Here is a 20,070-nt window from a genome sequence, read left to right as displayed (position 1 = left end):
TAGGGGCCCGCCCGAAGGGCATCCTCTTCTGCTCCGCCGGCAACCCGACATATGCGCAGCGGCTGCGGAGATGAGCTACCGCTCCACGGTCACCTACACGTCATACGGGGTCGTGGCCCTCATCCTGATCAGGTGGAGGACGGCAGACCGATGATCAGAGCCGGATGACCACCTTTCCCAATGCCTTGCCCGAGGCGTAATAGCGATAGGCCTCGAGGGCCTCGTCGAAGGCGAACACGCGGTCGATGACGGGGCGAAGCCGGTTGACCGCGATGGCGCGGTTCATCGCGACGAATTGCGCACGGCTGCCGACGGCGACCGCGCGCACGGTCGCGCCGGAGGCGAACAGCGCCCGAGGGTCGATGGGCTGCGCGGTGCCGGAGACGAAGCCCACGCAAGCGACATGGCCCCCCATCGCCACGGCCCTGAGCGAGTGTTCCAGCAGGCCGGCGACATCGACGACGCGGTCGGCCCCTTGCCCGCCGGTCAGCTCCAGGACCTTGGCGGGCCAATCGGGCATGGCCTGGTAGTCGATGACCTCGTCGGCGCCGAGCTCGCTCAGGCGTGCGGCTTTGGCCGGGCCGCTGGTCGTGGCGATCACCCGGGCCCCGAGCGCCTTGGCGAACGAGAGCGCGAACAGGGAGACCCCGCCTGACCCCTGTGTCACCAGGGCGTGACCCGGCCGCAGGCCGCCGTCGCCGTCGCCGGTCAGGGCGTTCCAGGCGGTGACCGCGGCGCAGGGCAGCGTCGCGGCCTCCTCGTACGACAGGTGCTCGGGGATCGGCACGAGCGCGTTCTCGCCGAGCACCGCGAGTTCGGTGAGCATGCCGTCCAGGGAGCCGCCCAGCTGCGGCAGGTGCTGGACGCCGAACGGGCCGTCCTGCCAGCTCGGGAAGAGCGTGGCCGTGACCCGGTCACCGACCCGCGCCGCACGTACGTCCGGTCCGATCGCGACGACCTCTCCGGCCCCGTCCGAGATCGGGACCACATCGGGTTTCACCGGCAGCACATAGTCGCCGCGCAGCACCATCAGCTCGCGGAAGCTCAGTGAGGCGGCGCGCACGGCGACCAGGACCTGCCCGGGACCGGGGACCGGGTCCTCGTGCTTCCTCATCTCCAGGCCGTCCAGCCCGGCACCGCTGGTCAGGTGGTAACTACGCATGGACGCCTTCCGAGGTGACGATTTCGGCGGCCGGCGGGACCTCGTCTGCGGTCTTGCTGTAGCCGAGGGCTTCGACGACCAAGCCGTCGCGTACGCGCATGAGGTTCACGCCGCGCACCGAATCGGCGGGACCGTCGCCGAAGCGGTAGCGCCAGCGGATCGTCGCCCGGTCGCCGGCGACCACCACCTCCTCGGGCTCGAACCGGGTGGTGCGGTCCGCGGCCAGCGCCTGCCAGAACGTCAGACAGGCGGCGCGGCCTTCGTAGCGGGCGCCGTCGGGGGCGGGCCGGACCGCCTCCATGACGCAGTCCTCGCCGATCAGGTCGGTGAGCACCGCGGGGTCGTGATCGACGAAGGCGCGGTTGAAGTCGTCGATGACATCGGTGGTCGTACGGGGTGTCATAGGAAATCCTCGGGAGATAGAACGTTCGGTCTAACTGTTTATATCGACCGGTTGATCTACTCGTCAAGCTCAGGAGGTCGCCACCAGTGCGCCGTGCTTGCGGCGCAGGTGGTAGGAGACGGTGGCGGTGGCCAGCGCGGCGCCCCAGATCGGCCAGAAGCACTCCGGCAGCCAGGCGCCCCATTCAGCCAGGGCGAACCGGCCGGCGATCGTCCACCGGATGTAGGTCAGCCCGGCCACGGTAACGATGATCGAGACGAACCCGGCGGGGATGACCGCCAGCAGCGGCGGCACCCGCCGGCCGCGCAGGCCGGGGATCCAGCGCGGGAAGATCTCGCCCCACCGCTGGGTCAGGCCGAGGGTGAGCACGCCGCCGAGGGCGCCGAACGTCGCCAGGTAGACCCCGGCCAGCCACAGGCCGCCCTCGCCTTCGGCCAGGAACTCCGGGCTCACACCGAGAGGGATGCCCAGCGCCCACGCCCACCGGGTGGCGCAGTACACCAGCGGCACCGCGACAGCCACGTACACAGCCGTGCGCCCCCGCGCCGGGGTGAACCAGCGGGTACGGCCGTGCCTCCGGCCGTAGGCCAGCGCCGCGGCGGCCAGCAGCAACCCGCCCAGTACGCAGACGAGCTGGTTGAGCACGGGCCACGGCCAGAGGTCGGCGAAGCCGGCGCCGCCCAGGCTCCATCCGAAGACCGGCGCCACCAGCAGCAGCGGCGTGTAGGCGACGCCCATCATCAGGCGGGAGTCGGGAACCACCAGGACCAGGATCGCGGCGATCGGCCAGGCCAGGAACAAGGGAGCGCGGCGGTCGCTCCTGCGGGTCAGCGCCAGTGCCGTCAGCGCGGTGAGCAACGAGAAGGCGGCGATCCACCAGCCGAAGCGCGGAGTCGTGCCGGCCAGGATGGACAGTGCTCCGTCGGGGTCGGGGTCGGAGGCGCCCCAGGGGAAGCCGGGCGCCCCGAGCGCCCACGCCGCGCCCAGCCCGCCGTAGGCCAGTGCCCACAGTGCCGCCGCATGGCCTTGCCAGCCGGAAGTGATGATTTTCATGTGATCAGCGTCTCGGCGCGGCACGTCGCCGGGCCAGATGCCGTTCGGCACTCCTTGCCGCTGGCGAACGTGCCGTTCGGCACCTGTAGGCGGATCTCCGGGCGGGCGTATCGTCCATCTGGTGAGCTTGATGTGGGTTGCGTCCTTGGTGTCGGTGCTGGTTCCCGTCGCGGTGGCGGCGACCACGTTGTACCGGCCGCGGCTCAGGCCACGACTGCCCGCGCTGACCTGCGTGGCCGCGGCCGTGTCCCTGGCCATCACCCTGGCTCATGTCATCGGCGTGGCGCAGCCCGCGGGGGGCGCCGAGGCGCCAGGGATGATCGAGAGCGTGGCGCTCATGACGTTGACCGGCCTGACCGTCCGGTACGCGCCGGTGCGGCAGGCGGCTCTGGCCGCGCCGGCGGCGGGCCTGGGCGCGGCCACCTGGCTGCTGCGATTCTTCACGCCCGCTTCGCCGCTGGAAGGGGTGGGCGTGTGCGCGTTCTGGGGACTGGGCGCGTTGATCGCCGCGGGAGTGGGCGCCTACCTGCGTTTTCTCGATGTACGCCAGGACCGCGCGGTGGCCGGCATGCGCACCACGCTGCGGCTGCAGCTGGCCAGAGATCTGCACGACTTCGTCGCCCACGACATCAGCGAGATGGTGGCGCACGCCCAGGCGGGCCGGGTCGCGGGCGATGCGTCGCAGGCCCTCGAACGCGTCGAGGCCGCGGGCCAGCGGGCCTTGTCGATGCTGGATCGCACCTTGGACATGCTGCACCACGGCCGGCCCCTCACTCCCGCCGGCGACCTGAGCGGCATCCGCGAGGCGGCCGAACGTTTCTCGGTCGCCGGCCCGGCGCAGGTCCACCTGCGTATGGATGCGGCTGTGCCGGTTCCGGCGGAGACCGCGGTCCTGGCCTACCGGATCGTGGTCGAAGGACTGACCAACGTCCGGCGGCACGCTCCCGGCGCCAGGCGGGTCGAGCTCGGCGTCAGCGCCGAGACCGGAGTCCTCGAGATCACGATGGTCAACGATGGCGTGCGCCGCACGCGTAGCGGCCGGCGGGGCGGCTCCGGCCTGCCCGGCCTGACCGCGCTCGTCCAGGCGCAGGGCGGCGAGCTGGTCACTCGGGCCATACCGGAAGGGTGGTCGCTGACGGCCCGCCTGCCGCTGGCACAATCGCCGGAATGGTCACCCGAATCCTCATCGCCGACGACCAGGAAGGCATCCGCAGCGCCTTCCGCATGATCCTCGACGCCCAGCCCGACATGACGGTCGTGGCCGAGGCCGCCGACGGCCGCGCCGCGATCGACACCGCCACGGCGATCCGGCCCGATGTCGTGCTCGCCGACATCCGCATGCCCGGAGCCGACGGCATCGAGGTGACCCGCGCCCTGGCCGACACCGGCATCCACGTCGTGATCGTCACCACGTTCGGGCTCGACGAGTACGTCCACGCGGCGCTGCGGCACGGCGCCGCCGGCTTCGTGCTCAAACGGTCCGGCCCCACCCTTCTCGTCGAGGCGATCCGGGCCGCGATGAACGGCGACATGCTCATCAGCCCGCAGCTCACCGTCCGGCTCCTGCGTCAGCGCGGCCTGCCGCAGGAGACGCCGAGCGTCGTCCTCACCGAGCGGGAGGACGAGATCGTGGCACTGGTGGCGCACGGCAAGACCAATGCCGAGATCGCAGCAGAGCTCTTCCTCTCCCCCGGCACGGTCAAGAACCACATCTCCGTCATCCAGCGCAAGACCGGCGCCCGGAACCGGGTCGCCATCGCCGCCTGGGCCTGGGCCAGCGGCAGAGCCTAGCGATGCCGGCGGTCGGCAGAGGGCGCGGCCGCCGGGGCGTCGCAATCCCAAGGTGTGCTGGTGATGTCTTCACGGTGCAGCCCCGTAGGGGCTACCGGATCTCGGCCAGGTCGATCAGGTAGAGGTCGTCGCCGATGGTGTAGCTGAGGAGCCTGCCCGTCGGGTCCGCGGACGGCATCATCATGAAACCGCCGCTCTCCCCTTGAATGCCCAGATCGGCCGACTTCCCGCGGTCCAGGTCATGGAGGCCCACGCCAGCAGGGCCCCCGCTTCCGAGGTACGGCGAGACGTAGAAACGGTTCTGGGTCAGCGGGATCACCGGGCTCACGACGTCGGGCACGTTCTTCTGCGATGAGCCGTCACGCTGCCGGAAGAAGTTCTTACCGTCCTGGGTTTCGCCGAGACAGATGGTCACACCGCAGATGCGGAGTTCCTCGCCCGGATGGATGACGGCGGTTCTGGTCTCACCGGTCTCCACATTCCGGATCCGGCCGAACGGGGCGCCGTGGGGCTCGCCTCCCACTCCTGGCGTGCCGACCCACGGCCAGGCCAGCACATGCATCCCGGCGCCGCCCTCGACCGGCTGAACCGTGCCGCCCGCGACGGGAACGGTGAAGACGCCGCCCACATAGAGAGAAAAGACGATCTTGTCATCGACCACGGAGAGCGAGTCGATCCCGCTGCCGTCGCCTTCCTTGATGCTGTGGTCGGCGACGATCCTGGGCTTCCCCCCCTCTACCGGCACGGCCCAGAGGTGCGCGATGCGGTCCTTCGTCGAGGTCCACCAGACCAGGTGACCGCCCCCGACGGCGAACCCGCCGGCGAAGCTCGACCTGTTCTCGGGCCCCGGCATATTGGCGATCTTGCGGTGCGCATTGCTGTCGAGGTCGTAGGAGTACACGGCGGTCGCCTCCCCTTCGGGTCCCGCCGAAGCCGTCACGAGCAGCAGCGTGCGATCGTCGATGAACGTCACCGGTCGCCACGCCTCCCCGCCCGGCCCTTTCGCCGGGATCTTCCGGACCGCCTCCGGCCAGACCCGCTCCACATGCTCGGACGGCCTCGTGGCGCCTCGCCCCGACGCGGCCGCATCTTGCACGGCCGTCGTGATGTCACCGCCGCGGAGCACTGCCGCCGTGCCGCCCGCGACCAGCACGACCGCCGCGGCGGCCAGCGCCATCCGGGCCCGTCGCCTCCTGCGCAGGTGGATGCTCTCGAGCCGGGCGGGCAGCGGGCCCGGCAGCCGGGGCGCCTGCTCGGCCGCCTGACCGAACGTCCTGCGCAGGGTCTCTTCGACGTCGTTCATCGGGTGTTCCCCCTGGTCGTCGGGCTTTGCTCACTCGGGGTGGCGAAGCGGAGCTTGTCCAGCGCGCGGGAGGCCTGACTGCGGACCGTGCCGCGGGAGATCCCGAGCACGGCGGCGATCTCGGTGTCGTCGAGTTGCTCGTAGTAGCGCAGCACCAGCACCGCGCGCTGTTTACGGGGCAACCCGGCCAGCGCCTGCCACATCCTGCGCTCGTCGCCGCTGGGCAGCGGGTCGTGGTGCGCGCGGTCCGGCAGGTCCCAGGCGAGCAGTTCGCGCCTGCGCAGCCGCCAGGCGGCGATGTGCAGCCTGGCCATCGTCGTACGCACGAAGCTCTCAGGATTCTCCTTCGAGCGCACTCGGTGCCAGGCACCGCGCAGCTTCAGCAGCGCCTCCTGGACCAGGTCGGCCGCGTCGTGCGGATTGCCGGCCAGCACGTAGCCGTAGCGCAGCAGTGCGTCGCCGCGCTCGGCGACGAACTCTGCGAAACGGGGATCGCCTTCCAACGGTTCTCGCCCTTCGTCGTTCCTTCACCTCCAAGAGGAGCCGACCGCGGAAACTGTTGCACGGCCGCGCGTTCTTACAATCGCTTGCACGATCTGGATCTCACCGTTGGACCGTTGCACCTCGATTCACAGCAGACGGCCTGATCGCTTGCAACAACCGATTGCAACAAAACTGCACACCGCACCTCATTGACTCTCCTAACAATCGGTTGCATAAAGGTGTGAAGCTCGCGAGTTTACGCGCAACACAACATCCAGTGAGGAACCCGTTCACAACCAGCGGGTTCCACGGTCATGCCATCACTGCGAACCGGCGCGTACATCGCTCGCAGGAGCGTGGGCGCGTCCGGTCGCCATCACTGCCATCACAACCGGAGGCCCTACGGTGCGCAGGAGAAGAGCACGCAAGACCCGCTTAGCACTCGCCGCCCTCGCGGCGAGCATCGCCACGGCGACGGCCGCGGCGCTGGTGCTGCTGGGGGTGCCCAGTGCGTCGGCCGCGACGCTGTTCGGGGACGACTTCGAGGACGGGAACAGCACGGGCTGGTCGAGGTCCGGGGGTAGCTGGTCGGTGGTGACCGACGGCTCCCTGACGTACCGGCAGTCCGGCACCAGCGCGGACGCCCGCGCGGTGGCCGGCGCCGGCTGGGCGGACCAGGCGGTGCAGGCGCGGGTCAAGCCGATCGCGTTCAACGGCTCCGGGCGGCACGTCGCGGTGCTGGCCAGGGCACAGAGCACCAGCAGCTACTACTTCCTCGGGCTGAGCAACGCGGGCTCGGTCATCCTGGGCAAGCGCACCGGCGGCGCCCCGGCCACGATCGCCACGGCCGCGGCCACGGTGACACCCGGCACCTGGTACACGCTCCGGCTGGAAGCCTTCGGCAGCACGCTGCGCGGTTTCGTCAACCACGTGCAGGTCGTCTCGGCGACGGACGCCACGTTCGGCTCCGGACGCACGGGGCTGGCCGGCTACTACGCCAGCGCCTCGTTCGACGACGTGCTGGTCAGCGACATCGGCGGCCCGACCGACCCGCCGACCACCCCGACGCTGCCGCCTGGCGGCTCGTGCTCCAGCTCCGGCACGCCCACCGGGTTCGCGTCGGTGAACGCCTGGGGTCAGAACGGCACCACGGGCGGCGCCGGCGGGCCGACGGTGGAGGTCGACACGGCCGCCGAGCTGATCTCGGCGATCGGGCAGAGCGGACCGCTGAACATCTGCGTACGCGGCATGATCACGGTCCCGGCCGGCATGCACAACGTCACCTCCGACAAGACGATCGTCGGCGTCGGCGCGAGTTCCGGCATCACCGGCGGCGGGTTCAACATCGGCCTCCCCCCGGATGACGCGATCACCTCGCCGCCCGCGAACGCCGTGCACAACATCATCATCCGCAACCTGGTCTTCAGGGGCGCCACCGACGACTCGATCAACGTCCAGATGTTCTCCCACCACATCTGGATCGACCACAACGACCTCGCCGACGGCTACGACGGGCTGGTCGACATCAAGCGCGGATCGTCGTACGTCACCGTGTCCTGGAACCACGTGCACGACCACACGAAGACCATGCTGCTCGGCCACGACGACGACAACGACGCGCAGGACGTGGGCCGGTTGAAGGTCACCTACCACCACAACTGGTTCGACCGGACGCCGCAGCGCAACCCGCGGGTGCGGTTCGGGGAGCCGGTGCACGTGTTCAACAACTACTACGTCTACAACACCGACGTCGGCGTGGCCTGCCAGGCGAACGCCGGCTGCCTGGTCGAGGGCAACTACTTCGAGCGGGTCGAGGAGCCGGTGAGCAACTCGTACGCGGGGCCGGGCGGCAGGTGTGTGGCGCGGAACAACGTGTTCGTCGACGAGTCCGGGGCGCCTGACTGCAGCGGCAGCGTGCAGGAGCCCAGCTCGTACTACAGCTACACCCTGGACGACCCGAACGGCGTGAAGGCGGCGGTCACCGCGGGCGCCGGAGTAGGCAAGATCTGAGTCTCAGAGGAGCGATCATGCGACCTTCGAAATGGCTCGGGATGCTCGCCGCGCTCCTGGTGTACGTGACCTGTGCGAGCGCCCCGGCCCACGCCCAGGCGGCGGATCCGATGATCGGGTTCGCCACGGTCAACGCGCTCGGCCAGAACGGCACCACGGGCGGCGCAGGCGGCCCCACCGTCACCGTGTCCACGACCCAGCAGTTCCTCGACTACATCGCCCGGCCGGGGCCGTACGTCATCCAGGTGAGCGGCACCATCACCCTGCCCACCGGCTCGACGGACGGCATGCACAACGTGACCTCCGACAAGACCATCATCGGGCTCGGCGGCAACGCCGCCCTGGTCGGCGGTGGGCTCAACATCGGGCTGCCGGTCGACGACGACGTGACGTCGCCGCCCGCGAACGCCGTGCACAACATCATCATCCGCAACATCTCCTTCTCCGGCGCGACGGACGACCTGATCAACGTGCAGATGTTCAGCCATCACATCTGGATCGACCACAACGACTTCTCCAACGGCGACGACGGCGCGGTCGACATCAAGCGGGGCTCGGACTTCGTCACCGTGTCCTGGAATCGGTTCCACGACCACGACAAGACCCTGCTGCTCGGCCACGACGAGGACGCGGGGCCGCAGGACATCGGGCGGTTGCGGGTGACATATCACCACAACTACTTCGACGCCTCCGACCAGCGGCATCCGCGCGTGCGGTTCTCCGAGCTGGTGCACGTCTACAACAACTACTACCGGGACAACAGTTACGGCGTCGCGTCCACGAACGACGCCAAGGTCCTGATGGAGGGCAACTACTTCTTCAGCGTCAACAACCCGGGGCGGGTGGAGTTCAGTGGCGACCTCGGGCGCATCGTCCAGCGCGACAACATCCTCGTCGACTGCAACCACGAGATCGAGACGCGGGGCACGGTGACCGAGCCGCGCACCTACTACCCCTACACCGCCGACCCGGCCAGCACCGTGCCGACCGTCGTACCGGCCGGCGCCGGCGTCGGGAAGATCTGAGGAGGCCGCGATGTCCACCCTTATCCGGAAACCGTGGCGCACGGCCGCCGCGGCTGCGCTGATCATCTCCCTGACGCCGTTATCGGCACCCGCCTCGTCCGCGGCCGCGGACGGGCCGATCGGGTTCGCCTCCGTCAACGCCCTCGGCCAGAACGGCACCACCGGCGGCGCGGGCGGCACCGAGGTCACCATCACCACGGGCGCCCAGCTCAAGGACTATGCCGGGCGCGCCGGGGCGTTCATCCTGCGCATCACCGGCCGCATCCAGGTCAGCGGCATGATCACCGTGGTGGCCAACAAGAGCATCCTCGGCGTCGGCAGCACCGCCGAGATCACCGGCGGCGGCCTCCAGCTCGGCTCCACGACCAGGCCGGGCAACAATGTGATCATCCGCAACATCAAGTTCACCGACGCCGGTGACGACTCCATCAGCGTCACCAACAAGGCCCACCACGTGTGGATCGACCACAACGACCTGTCCAACGGCTACGACGGCCTGCTGGACGTCAAGCGGGAGTCGGACTACGTCACCATCTCCTGGAACAAGTTCCACAGCCACAGCAAAGCGATGCTGCTCGGCCACTCCGACACCTACACCGCCGACATCGGCAAGCTGAAGGTCACCTACCACCACAACTTCTTCGACGGCACCGACCAGCGGCATCCGCGCGCCCGCTTCGGCGAGCCGGTGCACGTGTTCAACAACTACTACCGCAACAACTCCCTGTACGGCATCGCGTCCACGCAGAACGCCGGCGTGCTGGTGGAGGGCAACTACTTCGAGAACGTCGCCCATCCGATCCACGTCGGCTACGCGGAGAGCGATCCGGGACGGGTGGTCGAACGGCGCAACCTGTACGTCAACTCGGGAGCGCCGGAAACGGCCGGCACCGTCGTGGAGCCCAGCACCTACTACCCCTACACGCTCGACGATCCCGCGACCGTCCCGGCGAAGGTCCAGGCCGGCGCCGGGGTCGGCAAGATCGGCCTCTGACCTGCGCTGATCGCCTCTGTGGCCGCCGCCCGTACCGTACCGGGCGGCGGCCTTCCCGTATTGTGGTGATCATGAGCGGCACTGTGGTGGCGGACTTCTGGTTCGACCCGTCCTGCCCGTACACCTGGCTCACCTCCCGGTGGCTGCTGGAGGTGGAGCGGGTGCGGCCGGTCGAGGTGCGATGGCACGTGATGAGCCTGTCGGTGCTCAACGAGGGCCGGGACGACGATCCCGAGGGCGACCCGGAGGGGTACCTGTGGGTCCCGGTGCGGGTCTGCGCGGCCGTGCAACGTGATCATGGGCAGGAGGCGCTGGGGCGGTTGTACACCGCGATGTGGACGACCGGCACCGGCGACTGGATCGGCGACCTGCGCACGGCACTGGCGACGGCCGGGTTGCCGGTGGAACTGGCCGAGGCCGGCATGTCCACGGACTACGACGACGTCGTACGGGCCTCGCACGCCGAGGGCATCGGGCTGATCGGCGAGCACGTGGGCACCCCCATCGTCTCCGTCGACGGTGGGCGCGTGGTGTTCTTCGGGCCGGTGGTGTCGCGCCTGCCGCGCGGGGAGGACGCCGGGCGGCTCTGGGACGGCACGTTGCTGGTGGCCGGGACCCCGGGCTTCCATGAACTCAAGGGCAAACCGCACGAAGAACCCAAACTGGACTAATGTGCCCGCGTGACCGTAACGGCCTGGGTGGCGGTGGCCGCGTTTCTCACCGCGTACACGTTGATCGCCACCGAGAAGGTGCACCGGGTGGCGGCGGCGCTCGGCGGTGCGGGGATCATGTTGCTGATCCACGCCACCGACGCGGGCGCGGCGTTCTTCGACGAGCATTCCGGGATCGACTGGAATGTGATCTTCCTGCTGCTCGGGATGATGATCATCGTCGGGGTGCTGAAACAGACCGGCGTGTTCGAGTTCCTGGCCATCTGGGCGGCCAAGCGGGCCAGAGGCAGGCCGTACCGGCTGATGGTGCTGCTGATCCTGATCACGGCGTCCGCGTCGGCGCTGCTGGACAACGTGACGACCGTGCTGCTGATCGCGCCCGTGACGTTCCTGGTGTGCGAGCGGCTGGCGCTGCCGGTGGCGCCGTTCCTGATCGCCGAGGCCATGGCGTCCAACATCGGGGGCGCCGCCACGCTGGTCGGTGATCCGCCGAACATCATCATCGCCAGCCGCGGCGGGCTGACCTTCAACGACTTCCTCATCCACATGGCGCCGCTGATCGTCGTGCTGGTCGCCGTGTTCGCCGGGCTGTGCCGGTGGTTGTTCAGGAAGTCGTTCCGGTACGACCCCGAGCTGGCCGCGGAGATCATGACGCTGAACGAGCGCGAGGCCATCGCCGACCGCAGGCTGCTCTGGCAGTCGCTGGCCGTGCTGGCGCTGGTGATGGTGGCGTTCGTGCTGCATCCGGTGCTGCACTACGAGCCGTCGGTGGTGGCGCTGCTCGGGGCCGGGGTGCTGGTGGCGGCGACCAAGGTGACGACCGAGGACGCCATCCGCGAGGTGGAGTGGCCGACCCTGGTGTTCTTCGCGGGGCTGTTCGTCATGGTCGGGGCGCTGGTGGAGACCGGGGTGATCCGCCAGATCTCCGAGGCCGCCGCGCAGGCCACGCACGGGCGGCTCGCGCTGACCACCATGCTGTTGCTGTGGGCCTCGACCGGGCTGTCGGCCATCATCGACAACATCCCGTACGTCGCCACCATGAGCCCCATCGTCGCCGACCTCGTCCAGGCCAACGGCGGCAACGGCCCGGCCCAGGTGCTGTGGTGGGCCCTGGCCATCGGCGCCGACCTCGGCGGGAACGCCACGGCCGTCGGGGCGGCGGCCAACGTGGTGATCCTCGGCATCGCCGCCCGCAACGGCACCCCGATCAGTTTCTGGCAGTTCACCCGGTACGGGCTGGTCGTGACGTTGGTGACCGTGGCGTTGTCGGTGCCGTACCTGTGGCTGCGTTACCTCACCTGAGCGGCAGGACGTCCACGCCGCGCTCGTCGTCGCCGCGCGGGCCGAAGATGCGGCGGTCGGCGGCCTCGATGCGGACGTCGTTGATGCTCGCCTCCCTGCGCCGCATCAGCCCCGACTGGTCGAACTCCCACTGCTCGTTGCCGTAGCTGCGCCACCACTGGCCGGAGGCGTCGCGCGACTCGTACTGGAAGCGGACCGCGATGCGGTCGCCCAGCACCGCCCACAGCTCCTTGCGCAGGGCGTAGTCCAGCTCCCTGTCCCACTTGCGGCGCAGGAACTCCCTGATCTCGTCGCGGCCGGCCAGGAACTGGTCGCGGTTGCGCCAGACGGAGTCCTCCGTGTACGCGAGCGCGACCCGGTCCGGGTCACACGTGTTCCAGGCGTCCTCGGCGGCCTGGACCTTGATGCGGGCGGTCTCCTCGGTGAACGGCGGGACGGGCGGGCGGGACATGGGGCCTCCTCGGACGGACAGAGAACGGGCGTTCTCCCGGATAGCCTAGAGAACGACCGTTCTCCCCAGCAAGCGGAGGTCTCCATGGAGCCTGCGGAGCGGGTCCTCGCGGCGGCGGGCGAGCTCTTCTACCGGCGCGGCGTGCGAGCGGTGGGCATGGACGACGTCCGGGCGGCCTCCGGCGTGTCGCTCAAGCGCCTCTACCAGTGCTACCCGTCCAAGGAGGCGCTGGTCGTGGCCTACTTGGAGCGGCGGGACGAGCGGTGGATGTCCTCGCTCACCACGTACGTCGCCGAACGGCAGCACGCGATCTCCGCCGTGTTCGCGTGGCTGGAGCGGTGGTTCGGCGAGGACGACTTCCGCGGGTGCGGCTTCGTCAACGCCTACGAGGAGCTGGGCACCACGTCCGACGCCGTACGGGACGTGGTGCGGCGGCACAAACAGCGGCTGCGCGACTACCTGCGCGGGCTCGCGGCGGAGGCGGAGGATCCCGACCTGCTCGCCGAGCAGCTGCTCGTGCTGATCGACGGCGCCACCGTCACGGCGATGGTGAGCCCGCCGGGCACGGCGGCGGCCCGGGCGGCCGCCCGGGCCCCCGCCTCTCTCACAGCAGCTTGTCGAGGGTGATGGGCAGGTCGAGGACCCTCTTGCCGGTGGCGTGGCGCACGGCGTTGGCCACGGCGGCGGCGACCCCCGTGATGCCGACCTCGCCCACCCCGATCAGCCCCAGGGGCATGGTCGGGTCCGGGTCGTCCAGGCAGTGCACATCGATGCGGGGGATGTCGGCGTGCACGGGCACGTGATACTCGGCCAGACTCGGGTTCATGATCCGGCCGGTACGGTGATCGACGAGGGTCTCCTCCGACAGCGCCATGCCGATTCCCATCACGATGCCGCCGCGCAGCTGGCTGTCCACCGTCTTGGCGTTGATGACCCGGCCGACGTCGAACACGCCGACCCAGCGCGACACGCGCACCTCACCGGTGTCCCGGTCGACCCGCACCTCGCAGAACTGTGCCCCGCTCGCCGCCTTCACCCAGCGCCGCTGGTCGCGGAGCATCTTCGCCAGGAACTTGACCATGCTCCCCTTGATCGCGGCTTCCACGTGGTCGCGGCCCGCCCTGGCCAGGATCGCCGCGTACGTCTCGCCGCTCCCGCCGTGGTAAAGCCCGCCGTCGCGGGCCTGCAGGTCGTCCAGCCGGCGGCCGCGCAGCGGGGACTCGGGCGCGCGCCGCGCCAGGGTGAGCACGGACTGCTTCAGCTTGCGGCAGGCGGCCAGCACGCCGGCGGCCGCGCTCGCGGTCTGCGCCGAGCCGCCCGCGGCGGGGCCCGGCGGCAGGTCGGAGTCGCCGTACTCCACGCGTACCGACTCCAGCGGCACGCCCAGCTCGTCGGCGGCGATCTGCGCCTGCGCGGTCGCCGCGCCCATGCCCATCTCGTGCAGGCCGCACCGCACCACGACCCCGCCGTCCGCGCCCAGCCGCACGGTGACACTCGCGGGAAGCTGGAACGCCGGATGGTACGCGGTCGCGACCCCCATGCCGACCAGCCACCGCCCGTCCCGCATCGAGCCGGGCCGCGGGTCGCGCTCGTGCCAGCCGAACCGCTCGGCCCCCAGCGCGTACGCCTCCCGCAGCATCCGGTGTGCGAACCTCTTGCCGCTCATCGGGTCGCGCGCGGGCTCGTTGCGCATCCGCAGCTCGATCGGGTCCATGCCCAGCTCGCAGGCGAGCTCGTCCACGGCCGATTCCAGGGCGAAGGTGCCGATGGACTCCCCCGGCGCCCGCATGGCCGTGTTGGCGAGCAGGTCGAGCTGGACGATGTTCTGGCGCAGGTGGATGTCGGGGACGTCGTAGAGGTGCCGCGAGGCGGAGGTGATCTGCTCCGGCATGCCGCCGATCCGTCCCAGTCTGGCCACGCTGGTGTGGATGAGCGCGGTCAGCTTCCCGTCCGGGTCCGCGCCCAGCGCGACCCGCTGCGTGCTGGGGGTGCGGCCGCCGACCGTGTGGTAGACGCCCGCGCGGGTGAGCGCCAGCCGTACGGGCCGGCCGGTCGCCCGCGCCGCCAGCACGGCCAGCAGCGTGCCCGCCCAGACCATGGTCTTGCCGCCGAACGCGCCGCCCACGTAGGGGGACAGCAGGCGGATGCCCTGCTCGGGGACGCCGAACCGGGCGGCGAGGTGCTTGCGCATCCACGTGATGGCCTGCGAGCCCTCGTGCACGGTAAGGCGGTCGCCGTCCCACACGGCGGTCGTCGCGTGCGGCTCGATCGCGTTGTGGTGGTGCGGCGGCGTGGTGAAGCGCAGGTCCACCGACACCGGCGCGGCCGCCAGAGCCGCCCGCGCGTCGCCCTTGTCGGCCCCGCCCGACTGCAGCGCGCTGCTCTTCTGCGGGATGGCGTTCGGCTCCTCGGCCGCGAAGTCGACCGCGGCGGGCAGCTCCTGGTACGCCGGCCGCACCAGGGAGGCCGCGTGCCGGGCGGTCTCGGGCGTCTCGGCGACCACGACCGCCACCGGCTGGCCGTTCCAGTGCACCTCGTCGGTGGCCAGGTAGTTGACCGACGTGCCGATGACAAGCGTGCTGAGGTCCATCATGCTGACCTTGGGCGCGGGTTTCATGGCGGGGGCGTTCTCGTGGGTGAGCACCGCGATCACGCCGGGCACGGCGCGGGCGGCGGCGGTGTCGATGGCGGTGATCCGGCCCCGGGGGATCGTCGCGTGCACGAGCGCGGCGTAGGCCAGGCCGGGGTAGGAGTACTCGGCCGCGTAGCGGGCCTCGCCGGTGGTCTTGGCGCGGCCGTCGAGCCGGTCGACGCGGCGGCCCACGTACTTCTCGTGCGCCGTGGTCTCGGCGTATTTCGTGGTCATCCCGCGTCCTCTCCGGTGCTCAGCTCGCGGAGCGTGGCCGCGAGCGTGGCGCGGGCCAGCTCGACCTTGAAGGCGTTGCCCGGCCGTACGGTCGCGGGCGCCAGCTCGGCGTCGGCCGCGCGCCGGAACGCCTCCTCGGTCGCCGGGCCGCCGAGCAGCAGCCGCTCGGCCTCGTGCGCCCGCCACGGCTTGGGCGCGACCCCGCCCAGCGCCAGGCGGATCGCGGTCACCGTCCCGTCCCGCACCTCCAGCGCCGCGGCCACGGAGACCAGGGCGAACGCGTACGACGCCCGGTCCCGGACCTTGCGGTAACGGGAAGGGGCCGCGATCGGCGGCAGCTCGACGGCCGTGATCAGCTCGTCGGCGGCGAGCGCGGTCTCGTTCTGCGGCGTGTCGCCGGGCAGCAGATGGAAGTCCACCAGGGGGATCCGGCGCGTGCCGCGCACGCTGCGTGCCTCGACGACGGCGTCCAGGGCGGCCAGCGCCACGCACATGTCGGAGGGATGCGTGGCGATGCAGCTGTCGCTCACGCCCAGGACGGCGTGGGAGCGGTTGACGCCGCCGAATGCGTCGCAGCCGGCGCCCGGCTCGCGCTTGTTGCAGGCCGAGGCCCGGTCGTAGAAGTACGGGCAGCGGGTGCGTTGCAGCAGGTTGCCGCCCACGGTGGCCATGTTGCGGAGCTGGGCCGAGGCGCCGGAGAGTATCGCCTGCGAAAGCACCGGATAGCGGTTGCGGACCCGCAGGTCGGCGGCCAGCGTGCTGTTGCGCACCAGCGCGCCGATGCGCAGCCCGCCATCGGGCAGCTCGATGACCTCGTCGAGCGGCAGCGCGGTGACGTCCACGACGGTGTCCGGCCGCTCGATGCCCTCCCGCATCAGATCGACCAGGTTGGTCCCGCCGCCGAGGAAGCGCGCGCCGGGATCGCCGGCGACCGCGTGGACGGCTGCGTCGAGGTCGGCCGGCTTGACGTACGCGAACGGCCTCATCCCGCGACCTCCTTGATCGCGTCGACGATGCCGTTGTAGGCGCCGCAGCGGCACAGGTTCCCGCTCATCCGCTCCCTGATCTCGGCGTCGTCCAGCGTGGCGGGGCCGGATCCGGTCACGGCGCTCGGCATGCCCGCGGCGTGCTCGGCCAGCATCGCGATCGCCGAGCAGACCTGGCCCGGGGTGCAGTAGCCGCACTGGAAGCCGTCGTGGCGGATGAACGCCTCCTGCAGGGGATGCGGCGCGACCCCCTCGATCGTGGTGATCTCCTTGTCCGCGTACTGGACGGCCAGGGCCAGGCAGGCGTTGATCCGCACGCCGTCGGCGAGCACCGTGCACGCGCCGCAGGCGCCCTGGTCGCAGCCCTTCTTCGGGCCGGTCACCCCCAAGCGCTCCCGCAGGGCGTCGAGCAAGCTGACCCACGGTTCGACCTCGAGCTTCTCCTCGACGCCGTTCACCCGCATCTGTATCTCGGTCACGCTCTTCCTTCCACTGGAACTCGGTCCGACGCTAACAGAACACTGTTCCCTTAACAAGAGGACGGTGTTCTGTTACACGCGGGGCCGTATGCTGGCAGGCGACATGACGCGGTCGGCATTCGTCCGGGCCAGGCGGCCGGAGCACAAGCAGCAGCGGCGCGAGGCGATCCTCGCCGCCGCCCGGCAGCTCGCCGCCGATTCCGGCGTGCGCAACGTCAGCCTGGGGGCGGTCGCGGAGGCCGTCGGGCTGGCGAAGTCCAACGTCGTGCGCTATTTCGGCACCCGCGAGGAGATCTACCTCCACCTGGCCGCGGAGGAATGGGACCGGTGGGCGGAGGCGGTCGCCGCCCGCCTGCGGGAGGCTACCGGCAGCGCCGACGTGGTGCGGGCGCTGACGGAGACGCTCGCCGACCGGCCGCTGTTCTGCGACCTTCTCAGCCACACCGCGACCAGCCTGGAGCACAACGTGTCGGTGCCGGCGGCGCGCACGTTCAAGCGGGCCGTGCTGGACGTGATCACCGACGTCGGCAGGCAGGTCGCCGATGTCACGGACCTGACGGAGTCCGAGGGCGTGGAGCTCGCCTCTTCCGCCGTCGGCCTGGCCGGGATGCTCTATCCCGTCGCCAACCCCGCCCCGACGCTGGCCGAGCTCTACGCCCAGGACCCGGACCTCGCCGCCGCCTGCCGCCCGCTGCAGCCCACAATGATCCGCCTCCTCAGCGCGATCGCCGCAGGCCTCCCGGCGCTCCGGTCGAGCGAGAGTCTCACCCGGATAGACGGCGCGCCTCCGCGAGATTGAACGGCGGGCCTCCGCGAGATTACCGGCCGGGGCGGGTCACGACGGCCGCAGCGGCCAGGTCGGCGAAGGCGGTGGCGGTGGGCAGCGGGTCGGCGGGCAGGGCGAGCAGGATGGTGCTCGCACCCGCCGTGGACATGATGCTCAGGTCAACGCCTCGGTCGGCGCGGACAGCAGCGGGAGCATGACCTCGACGCGGGTTCCCGCGCCCGGCTCGCTGCCGATCACGCAGATCCCGCCCAGCTCCGCGGCCCGTTCCCGCATCGAGCCGAGCCCCACCCCCGCCCGGTACGACCCCGGCAGCCCCTTGCCGTCGTCGGCGATCAGCACACGTATCCCCGACGGTTCCCGCTGCAGCGCGATCCGGACGAACGACGCGTCGGCGTGCTTGCCGATGTTGGTGAGCGCCTCCTGGACGATCCGGTAGACCGCCACCTCGACGGCCGCGGGCAGGTCGGACAGGCTGCCCTCGATCGACACCTCGACCGCCGCCGGCGACTGCCCCGCCAGCCGGCGCACGGCCCCGTCCAGGCCGAGGTCGTCGAGTGCGGGCGGGCGCAGGCCGTACACGAGCTCGCGGATGTCCGCCGTGACCGCGTTCATGCCCGAGTGCAGCTCCCGCAGCAGCTCGTCGGCCGCGTCCGGGGACTTCTTCAAGCTGAGGCGGGCCATGTTGATGGTCATCGCCATCGCCGAGAGGGTCTGGCCGAGCCCGTCGTGCAGGTCGCGGCGCAGCCGCCGGCGCTCCTCCTCCCGGGTCGTGAGGATGCGCTCCCGGGAGCGCTGCAGGTCGGCCGCCATCCGCACGGCATGGGCCACGTCGGCGGCGTACGGGGTGAGCGCGGCCAGCACCCGCTCATTGTGCGCGGCCGGGAAGCGGCGCGGTCCGGGTGGGCCGACGAGCAGCCGGCCGACCCGCTCGCCGTGCCAGACCAGCGGGACCTCGCGGGGGTCGGCGCCGACGCGGCCGCTCTCGACGTAGCGGGGCTCGCCGTCGGCCACCTCGACGGCCAGGCCCTCGACCGCCAGCCCGTCACGTAACACGCTCACCACCGAGGTCAACGCCTCGGCGGGGTCGCCGCGGCGCACCGCCTGCGTCAGGCGCTCGGCGAGCATGGCGGGGTCGCCGACGGCCCCGTACAGCATGAGGTCCACCATGCGCTGCAGCGCGCGCCGCAGCGGCTGGAAGAACCCGCCCGCGAACAGCGCGGCGGCGATCCCGGCCACCTCGTCATAGCCGGAGACCAGCAGGCTCGACAGCGCGCCCACGCCGAAGTAGACCGCGCTGACCGCGGCCACCAGTCCGACCGCCACGAAGGTGCGGCTGATCACCGTGTCGATCCCGAACAGCCGGTAGCGCATCACGGAGAACGCCACGGCGAACGGGACGGCCGCCGCCCACGCGATCACCGGCCATCTGAGCCCGGGTATGAAGGCGCCCGCGACCAGGAACACGATGTAGCCGGAGAACGCGAACAGCGGCCACCCGATCTGCCGCCTCACGACCGGGTCGGCCCGGCGCATCCGCACCGCCAGGGAGAGCGCCGACAGCGCCATCGCCGTGTAGATGCACGTCCAGCCGACCACCGCCATCATCTGGGCGTACGGGGTCAACGAGGGGAGGTGCAGCGAGTTGGGGATGACCTCGGGGAACGGGTACCCCTCGCGGGGCGGCAGCCGGAACGTGCCGCGGACCAGCATGACCGTGATGCCGGCGCACCCTAGCAGCAGGACGGCCCGCCAGCGCCGGGAGGGCAGGCGGCCGTCCGGCGAGTACAGCGGCAACAGCATCGTGAGCGCCACCCCGCACACCGCCCACCCGAGATTCACCGGAAGCCGGAACCAGCCCGCGACGTCGAGGTTGCCGTCCGCGGCGGTGCGGATCATCAGCGCGTTGGAGAAGTCGCTGACGGCGGCCGCGAAGCCGCCGATGCTCATGAGCCACGCCAGGTTGAGCCGGGGCCGGTGGAAGATCAGGAACGCGCCGACCGCGGGGAAGGTCAGGGTGACGGCGGACTGCGGGCTGATGGTCCGGCCCGGCGTCCACTCCGGCGGCAGCCCGGCCCAGATCAGCACCGCCGCGACGGCGAGGACCGGCGAGGCCACCGCCATGAGGAGGGCGCATGCTCTCGCGAACGAAACTTTCCCGGCGATCTCGGCGAATCTAGCCAACCGTGCTCTCCGCCTTTCGATCCCGGGCACGCATCCCAACAAAGCGTCACAGGATTATGACCCAATATCGGGATAAATCCCCCGGCGTTACCGCCGAGGCCCTGTCCTGGCCCCGCTGACCGC

19 protein-coding genes are annotated in these 20,070 nt (G+C 70.8%); 9 read left to right on the top strand and 10 right to left on the bottom strand.

The genetic code is table 11. The annotated features are described in order from the left end of the window. Positions 1-154 precede the first annotated feature (154 nt). The 3 genes from ACTMTI_RS36250 to ACTMTI_RS36240 form a co-directional block, all read right to left on the bottom strand. Positions 155-1,162 carry a zinc-dependent alcohol dehydrogenase family protein gene (locus ACTMTI_RS36250; protein ID WP_441125197.1) on the bottom strand — a complete coding sequence of 336 codons (1,008 nt, stop codon included), beginning with the start codon at positions 1,160-1,162 and terminating at the stop codon, positions 155-157. Beyond that, entirely contained in the window at positions 1,155-1,565 is a 411-nt protein-coding gene (locus ACTMTI_RS36245; RefSeq protein WP_441125196.1) for a nuclear transport factor 2 family protein, read from the bottom strand. The genes ACTMTI_RS36250 and ACTMTI_RS36245 overlap by 8 nt, the downstream gene beginning before the upstream one ends. A 69-nt stretch (positions 1,566-1,634) precedes the next feature. Next, on the bottom strand, positions 1,635-2,618 hold the full coding sequence (locus tag ACTMTI_RS36240; protein ID WP_441125195.1) for a hypothetical protein: 984 nt from the start codon (positions 2,616-2,618) through the stop codon (positions 1,635-1,637). 130 nt (positions 2,619-2,748) lie between these two features. On the opposite strand from ACTMTI_RS36240, the gene ACTMTI_RS36235 reads away from it, so the two are divergent. Together ACTMTI_RS36235 and ACTMTI_RS36230 are read left to right on the top strand one after the other, a co-directional pair. Further along, on the top strand, positions 2,749-3,846 hold the full coding sequence (locus ACTMTI_RS36235) for a sensor histidine kinase (RefSeq protein WP_441125214.1): 1,098 nt from the start codon (positions 2,749-2,751) through the stop codon (positions 3,844-3,846). Then, on the top strand, positions 3,786-4,409 hold the full coding sequence (locus tag ACTMTI_RS36230; RefSeq protein WP_441125194.1) for a response regulator: 624 nt from the start codon (positions 3,786-3,788) through the stop codon (positions 4,407-4,409). Before ACTMTI_RS36235 ends, ACTMTI_RS36230 begins: the two co-directional genes overlap by 61 nt. A gap of 91 nt (positions 4,410-4,500) precedes the next feature. Here the strand turns inward: ACTMTI_RS36230 and ACTMTI_RS36225 are convergent, their stop codons facing one another. Together ACTMTI_RS36225 and ACTMTI_RS36220 are read right to left on the bottom strand one after the other, a co-directional pair. After that, positions 4,501-5,712 carry a hypothetical protein gene (locus ACTMTI_RS36225; protein ID WP_441125193.1) on the bottom strand — a complete coding sequence of 404 codons (1,212 nt, stop codon included), beginning with the start codon at positions 5,710-5,712 and terminating at the stop codon, positions 4,501-4,503. Next, complete coding sequence (locus ACTMTI_RS36220) at positions 5,709-6,215, bottom strand: SigE family RNA polymerase sigma factor (protein WP_441125192.1); 507 nt, start codon at positions 6,213-6,215, stop codon at positions 5,709-5,711. The genes ACTMTI_RS36225 and ACTMTI_RS36220 overlap by 4 nt, the downstream gene beginning before the upstream one ends. A gap of 385 nt (positions 6,216-6,600) precedes the next feature. On the opposite strand from ACTMTI_RS36220, the gene ACTMTI_RS36215 reads away from it, so the two are divergent. From ACTMTI_RS36215 to ACTMTI_RS36195, 5 genes are all read left to right on the top strand, one after another. After that, positions 6,601-8,205, top strand: coding sequence for a pectate lyase family protein (locus ACTMTI_RS36215; protein WP_441125191.1), 1,605 nt, complete (start codon positions 6,601-6,603; stop codon positions 8,203-8,205). Between the two features lie 17 nt (positions 8,206-8,222). Next, positions 8,223-9,230 (top strand): pectate lyase family protein, encoded by a 1,008-nt coding sequence (locus tag ACTMTI_RS36210; protein WP_441125190.1) that lies wholly within the window; start codon positions 8,223-8,225, stop codon positions 9,228-9,230. 10 nt (positions 9,231-9,240) lie between these two features. Next, positions 9,241-10,224: a pectate lyase family protein gene (locus ACTMTI_RS36205; RefSeq protein ID WP_441125189.1), complete on the top strand. Its 984-nt coding sequence runs from the start codon at positions 9,241-9,243 to the stop codon at positions 10,222-10,224. A gap of 71 nt (positions 10,225-10,295) precedes the next feature. Beyond that, a complete protein-coding gene (locus tag ACTMTI_RS36200; RefSeq protein ID WP_441125188.1) occupies positions 10,296-10,895 on the top strand; it encodes a mycothiol-dependent nitroreductase Rv2466c family protein in 600 nt (199 codons plus the stop codon). A gap of 9 nt (positions 10,896-10,904) precedes the next feature. Beyond that, entirely contained in the window at positions 10,905-12,197 is a 1,293-nt protein-coding gene (locus ACTMTI_RS36195) for an ArsB/NhaD family transporter (protein ID WP_441125187.1), read from the top strand. On the opposite strand, the gene ACTMTI_RS36190 is transcribed toward ACTMTI_RS36195, so the two are convergent. Beyond that, on the bottom strand, positions 12,190-12,648 hold the full coding sequence (locus tag ACTMTI_RS36190; RefSeq protein WP_441125186.1) for a DUF1348 family protein: 459 nt from the start codon (positions 12,646-12,648) through the stop codon (positions 12,190-12,192). The two genes, ACTMTI_RS36195 and ACTMTI_RS36190, sit on opposite strands and share 8 nt — an antisense overlap. Positions 12,649-12,732: 84 nt before the next feature. On the opposite strand from ACTMTI_RS36190, the gene ACTMTI_RS36185 reads away from it, so the two are divergent. Continuing rightward, positions 12,733-13,275: a TetR/AcrR family transcriptional regulator gene (locus ACTMTI_RS36185; protein WP_441125185.1), complete on the top strand. Its 543-nt coding sequence runs from the start codon at positions 12,733-12,735 to the stop codon at positions 13,273-13,275. Here the strand turns inward: ACTMTI_RS36185 and ACTMTI_RS36180 are convergent. From ACTMTI_RS36180 to ACTMTI_RS36170, 3 genes are read right to left on the bottom strand one after another with little or no spacing between them, the layout of a single operon-like run. Continuing rightward, on the bottom strand, positions 13,253-15,514 hold the full coding sequence (locus tag ACTMTI_RS36180; protein ID WP_441125184.1) for a xanthine dehydrogenase family protein molybdopterin-binding subunit: 2,262 nt from the start codon (positions 15,512-15,514) through the stop codon (positions 13,253-13,255). The genes ACTMTI_RS36185 and ACTMTI_RS36180 overlap by 23 nt on opposite strands. Then, positions 15,511-16,500: an FAD binding domain-containing protein gene (locus ACTMTI_RS36175; RefSeq protein WP_441125183.1), complete on the bottom strand. Its 990-nt coding sequence runs from the start codon at positions 16,498-16,500 to the stop codon at positions 15,511-15,513. Before ACTMTI_RS36175 ends, ACTMTI_RS36180 begins: the two co-directional genes overlap by 4 nt. Continuing rightward, positions 16,497-16,964, bottom strand: coding sequence for a (2Fe-2S)-binding protein (locus tag ACTMTI_RS36170; RefSeq protein WP_441125213.1), 468 nt, complete (start codon positions 16,962-16,964; stop codon positions 16,497-16,499). The genes ACTMTI_RS36175 and ACTMTI_RS36170 overlap by 4 nt, the downstream gene beginning before the upstream one ends. Before the next feature lie 118 nt (positions 16,965-17,082). Here ACTMTI_RS36170 and ACTMTI_RS36165 point away from each other — a divergent pair, with 118 nt between their 5' ends. Beyond that, complete coding sequence (locus tag ACTMTI_RS36165) at positions 17,083-17,778, top strand: TetR/AcrR family transcriptional regulator (RefSeq protein WP_441125182.1); 696 nt, start codon at positions 17,083-17,085, stop codon at positions 17,776-17,778. Between the two features lie 141 nt (positions 17,779-17,919). Here ACTMTI_RS36165 and ACTMTI_RS36160 read toward each other — a convergent pair whose 3' ends face one another. Further along, positions 17,920-19,947 (bottom strand): sensor histidine kinase, encoded by a 2,028-nt coding sequence (locus ACTMTI_RS36160; protein WP_441125181.1) that lies wholly within the window; start codon positions 19,945-19,947, stop codon positions 17,920-17,922. Between the last annotated feature and the right edge of the window lie 123 nt (positions 19,948-20,070).

This window comes from Nonomuraea sp. H19, from assembly GCF_052068215.1.
Classification (GTDB): Bacteria; Actinomycetota; Actinomycetes; order Streptosporangiales; family Streptosporangiaceae; genus Nonomuraea.
The sequence above is the reverse complement of the archived record's forward strand: the minus strand, read 5'-3'. Positions and strand labels throughout refer to the sequence as shown.

Excerpts from the sequence above, each read along its gene's own strand:
- ACTMTI_RS36230 (WP_441125194.1), top strand. The coding sequence starts at position 3,786 with ATGGTCACCCGAATCCTCATCGCCGACGACCAGGAAGGCATCCGCAGC.
- ACTMTI_RS36235 (WP_441125214.1), top strand. The coding sequence starts at position 2,749 with ATGTGGGTTGCGTCCTTGGTGTCGGTGCTGGTTCCCGTCGCGGTGGCG.
- ACTMTI_RS36165 (WP_441125182.1), top strand. The coding sequence starts at position 17,083 with ATGACGCGGTCGGCATTCGTCCGGGCCAGGCGGCCGGAGCACAAGCAG.
- ACTMTI_RS36180 (WP_441125184.1), bottom strand. The coding sequence starts at position 15,514 with ATGACCACGAAATACGCCGAGACCACGGCGCACGAGAAGTACGTGGGC.
- ACTMTI_RS36175 (WP_441125183.1), bottom strand. The coding sequence starts at position 16,500 with ATGAGGCCGTTCGCGTACGTCAAGCCGGCCGACCTCGACGCAGCCGTC.
- ACTMTI_RS36225 (WP_441125193.1), bottom strand. The coding sequence starts at position 5,712 with ATGAACGACGTCGAAGAGACCCTGCGCAGGACGTTCGGTCAGGCGGCC.
- ACTMTI_RS36240 (WP_441125195.1), bottom strand. The coding sequence starts at position 2,618 with ATGAAAATCATCACTTCCGGCTGGCAAGGCCATGCGGCGGCACTGTGG.
- ACTMTI_RS36250 (WP_441125197.1), bottom strand. The coding sequence starts at position 1,162 with ATGCGTAGTTACCACCTGACCAGCGGTGCCGGGCTGGACGGCCTGGAG.
- ACTMTI_RS36200 (WP_441125188.1), top strand. The coding sequence starts at position 10,296 with ATGAGCGGCACTGTGGTGGCGGACTTCTGGTTCGACCCGTCCTGCCCG.
- ACTMTI_RS36190 (WP_441125186.1), bottom strand. The coding sequence starts at position 12,648 with ATGTCCCGCCCGCCCGTCCCGCCGTTCACCGAGGAGACCGCCCGCATC.
- ACTMTI_RS36210 (WP_441125190.1), top strand. The coding sequence starts at position 8,223 with ATGCGACCTTCGAAATGGCTCGGGATGCTCGCCGCGCTCCTGGTGTAC.
- ACTMTI_RS36185 (WP_441125185.1), top strand. The coding sequence starts at position 12,733 with ATGGAGCCTGCGGAGCGGGTCCTCGCGGCGGCGGGCGAGCTCTTCTAC.
- ACTMTI_RS36245 (WP_441125196.1), bottom strand. The coding sequence starts at position 1,565 with ATGACACCCCGTACGACCACCGATGTCATCGACGACTTCAACCGCGCC.
- ACTMTI_RS36170 (WP_441125213.1), bottom strand. The coding sequence starts at position 16,964 with ATGCGGGTGAACGGCGTCGAGGAGAAGCTCGAGGTCGAACCGTGGGTC.
- ACTMTI_RS36205 (WP_441125189.1), top strand. The coding sequence starts at position 9,241 with ATGTCCACCCTTATCCGGAAACCGTGGCGCACGGCCGCCGCGGCTGCG.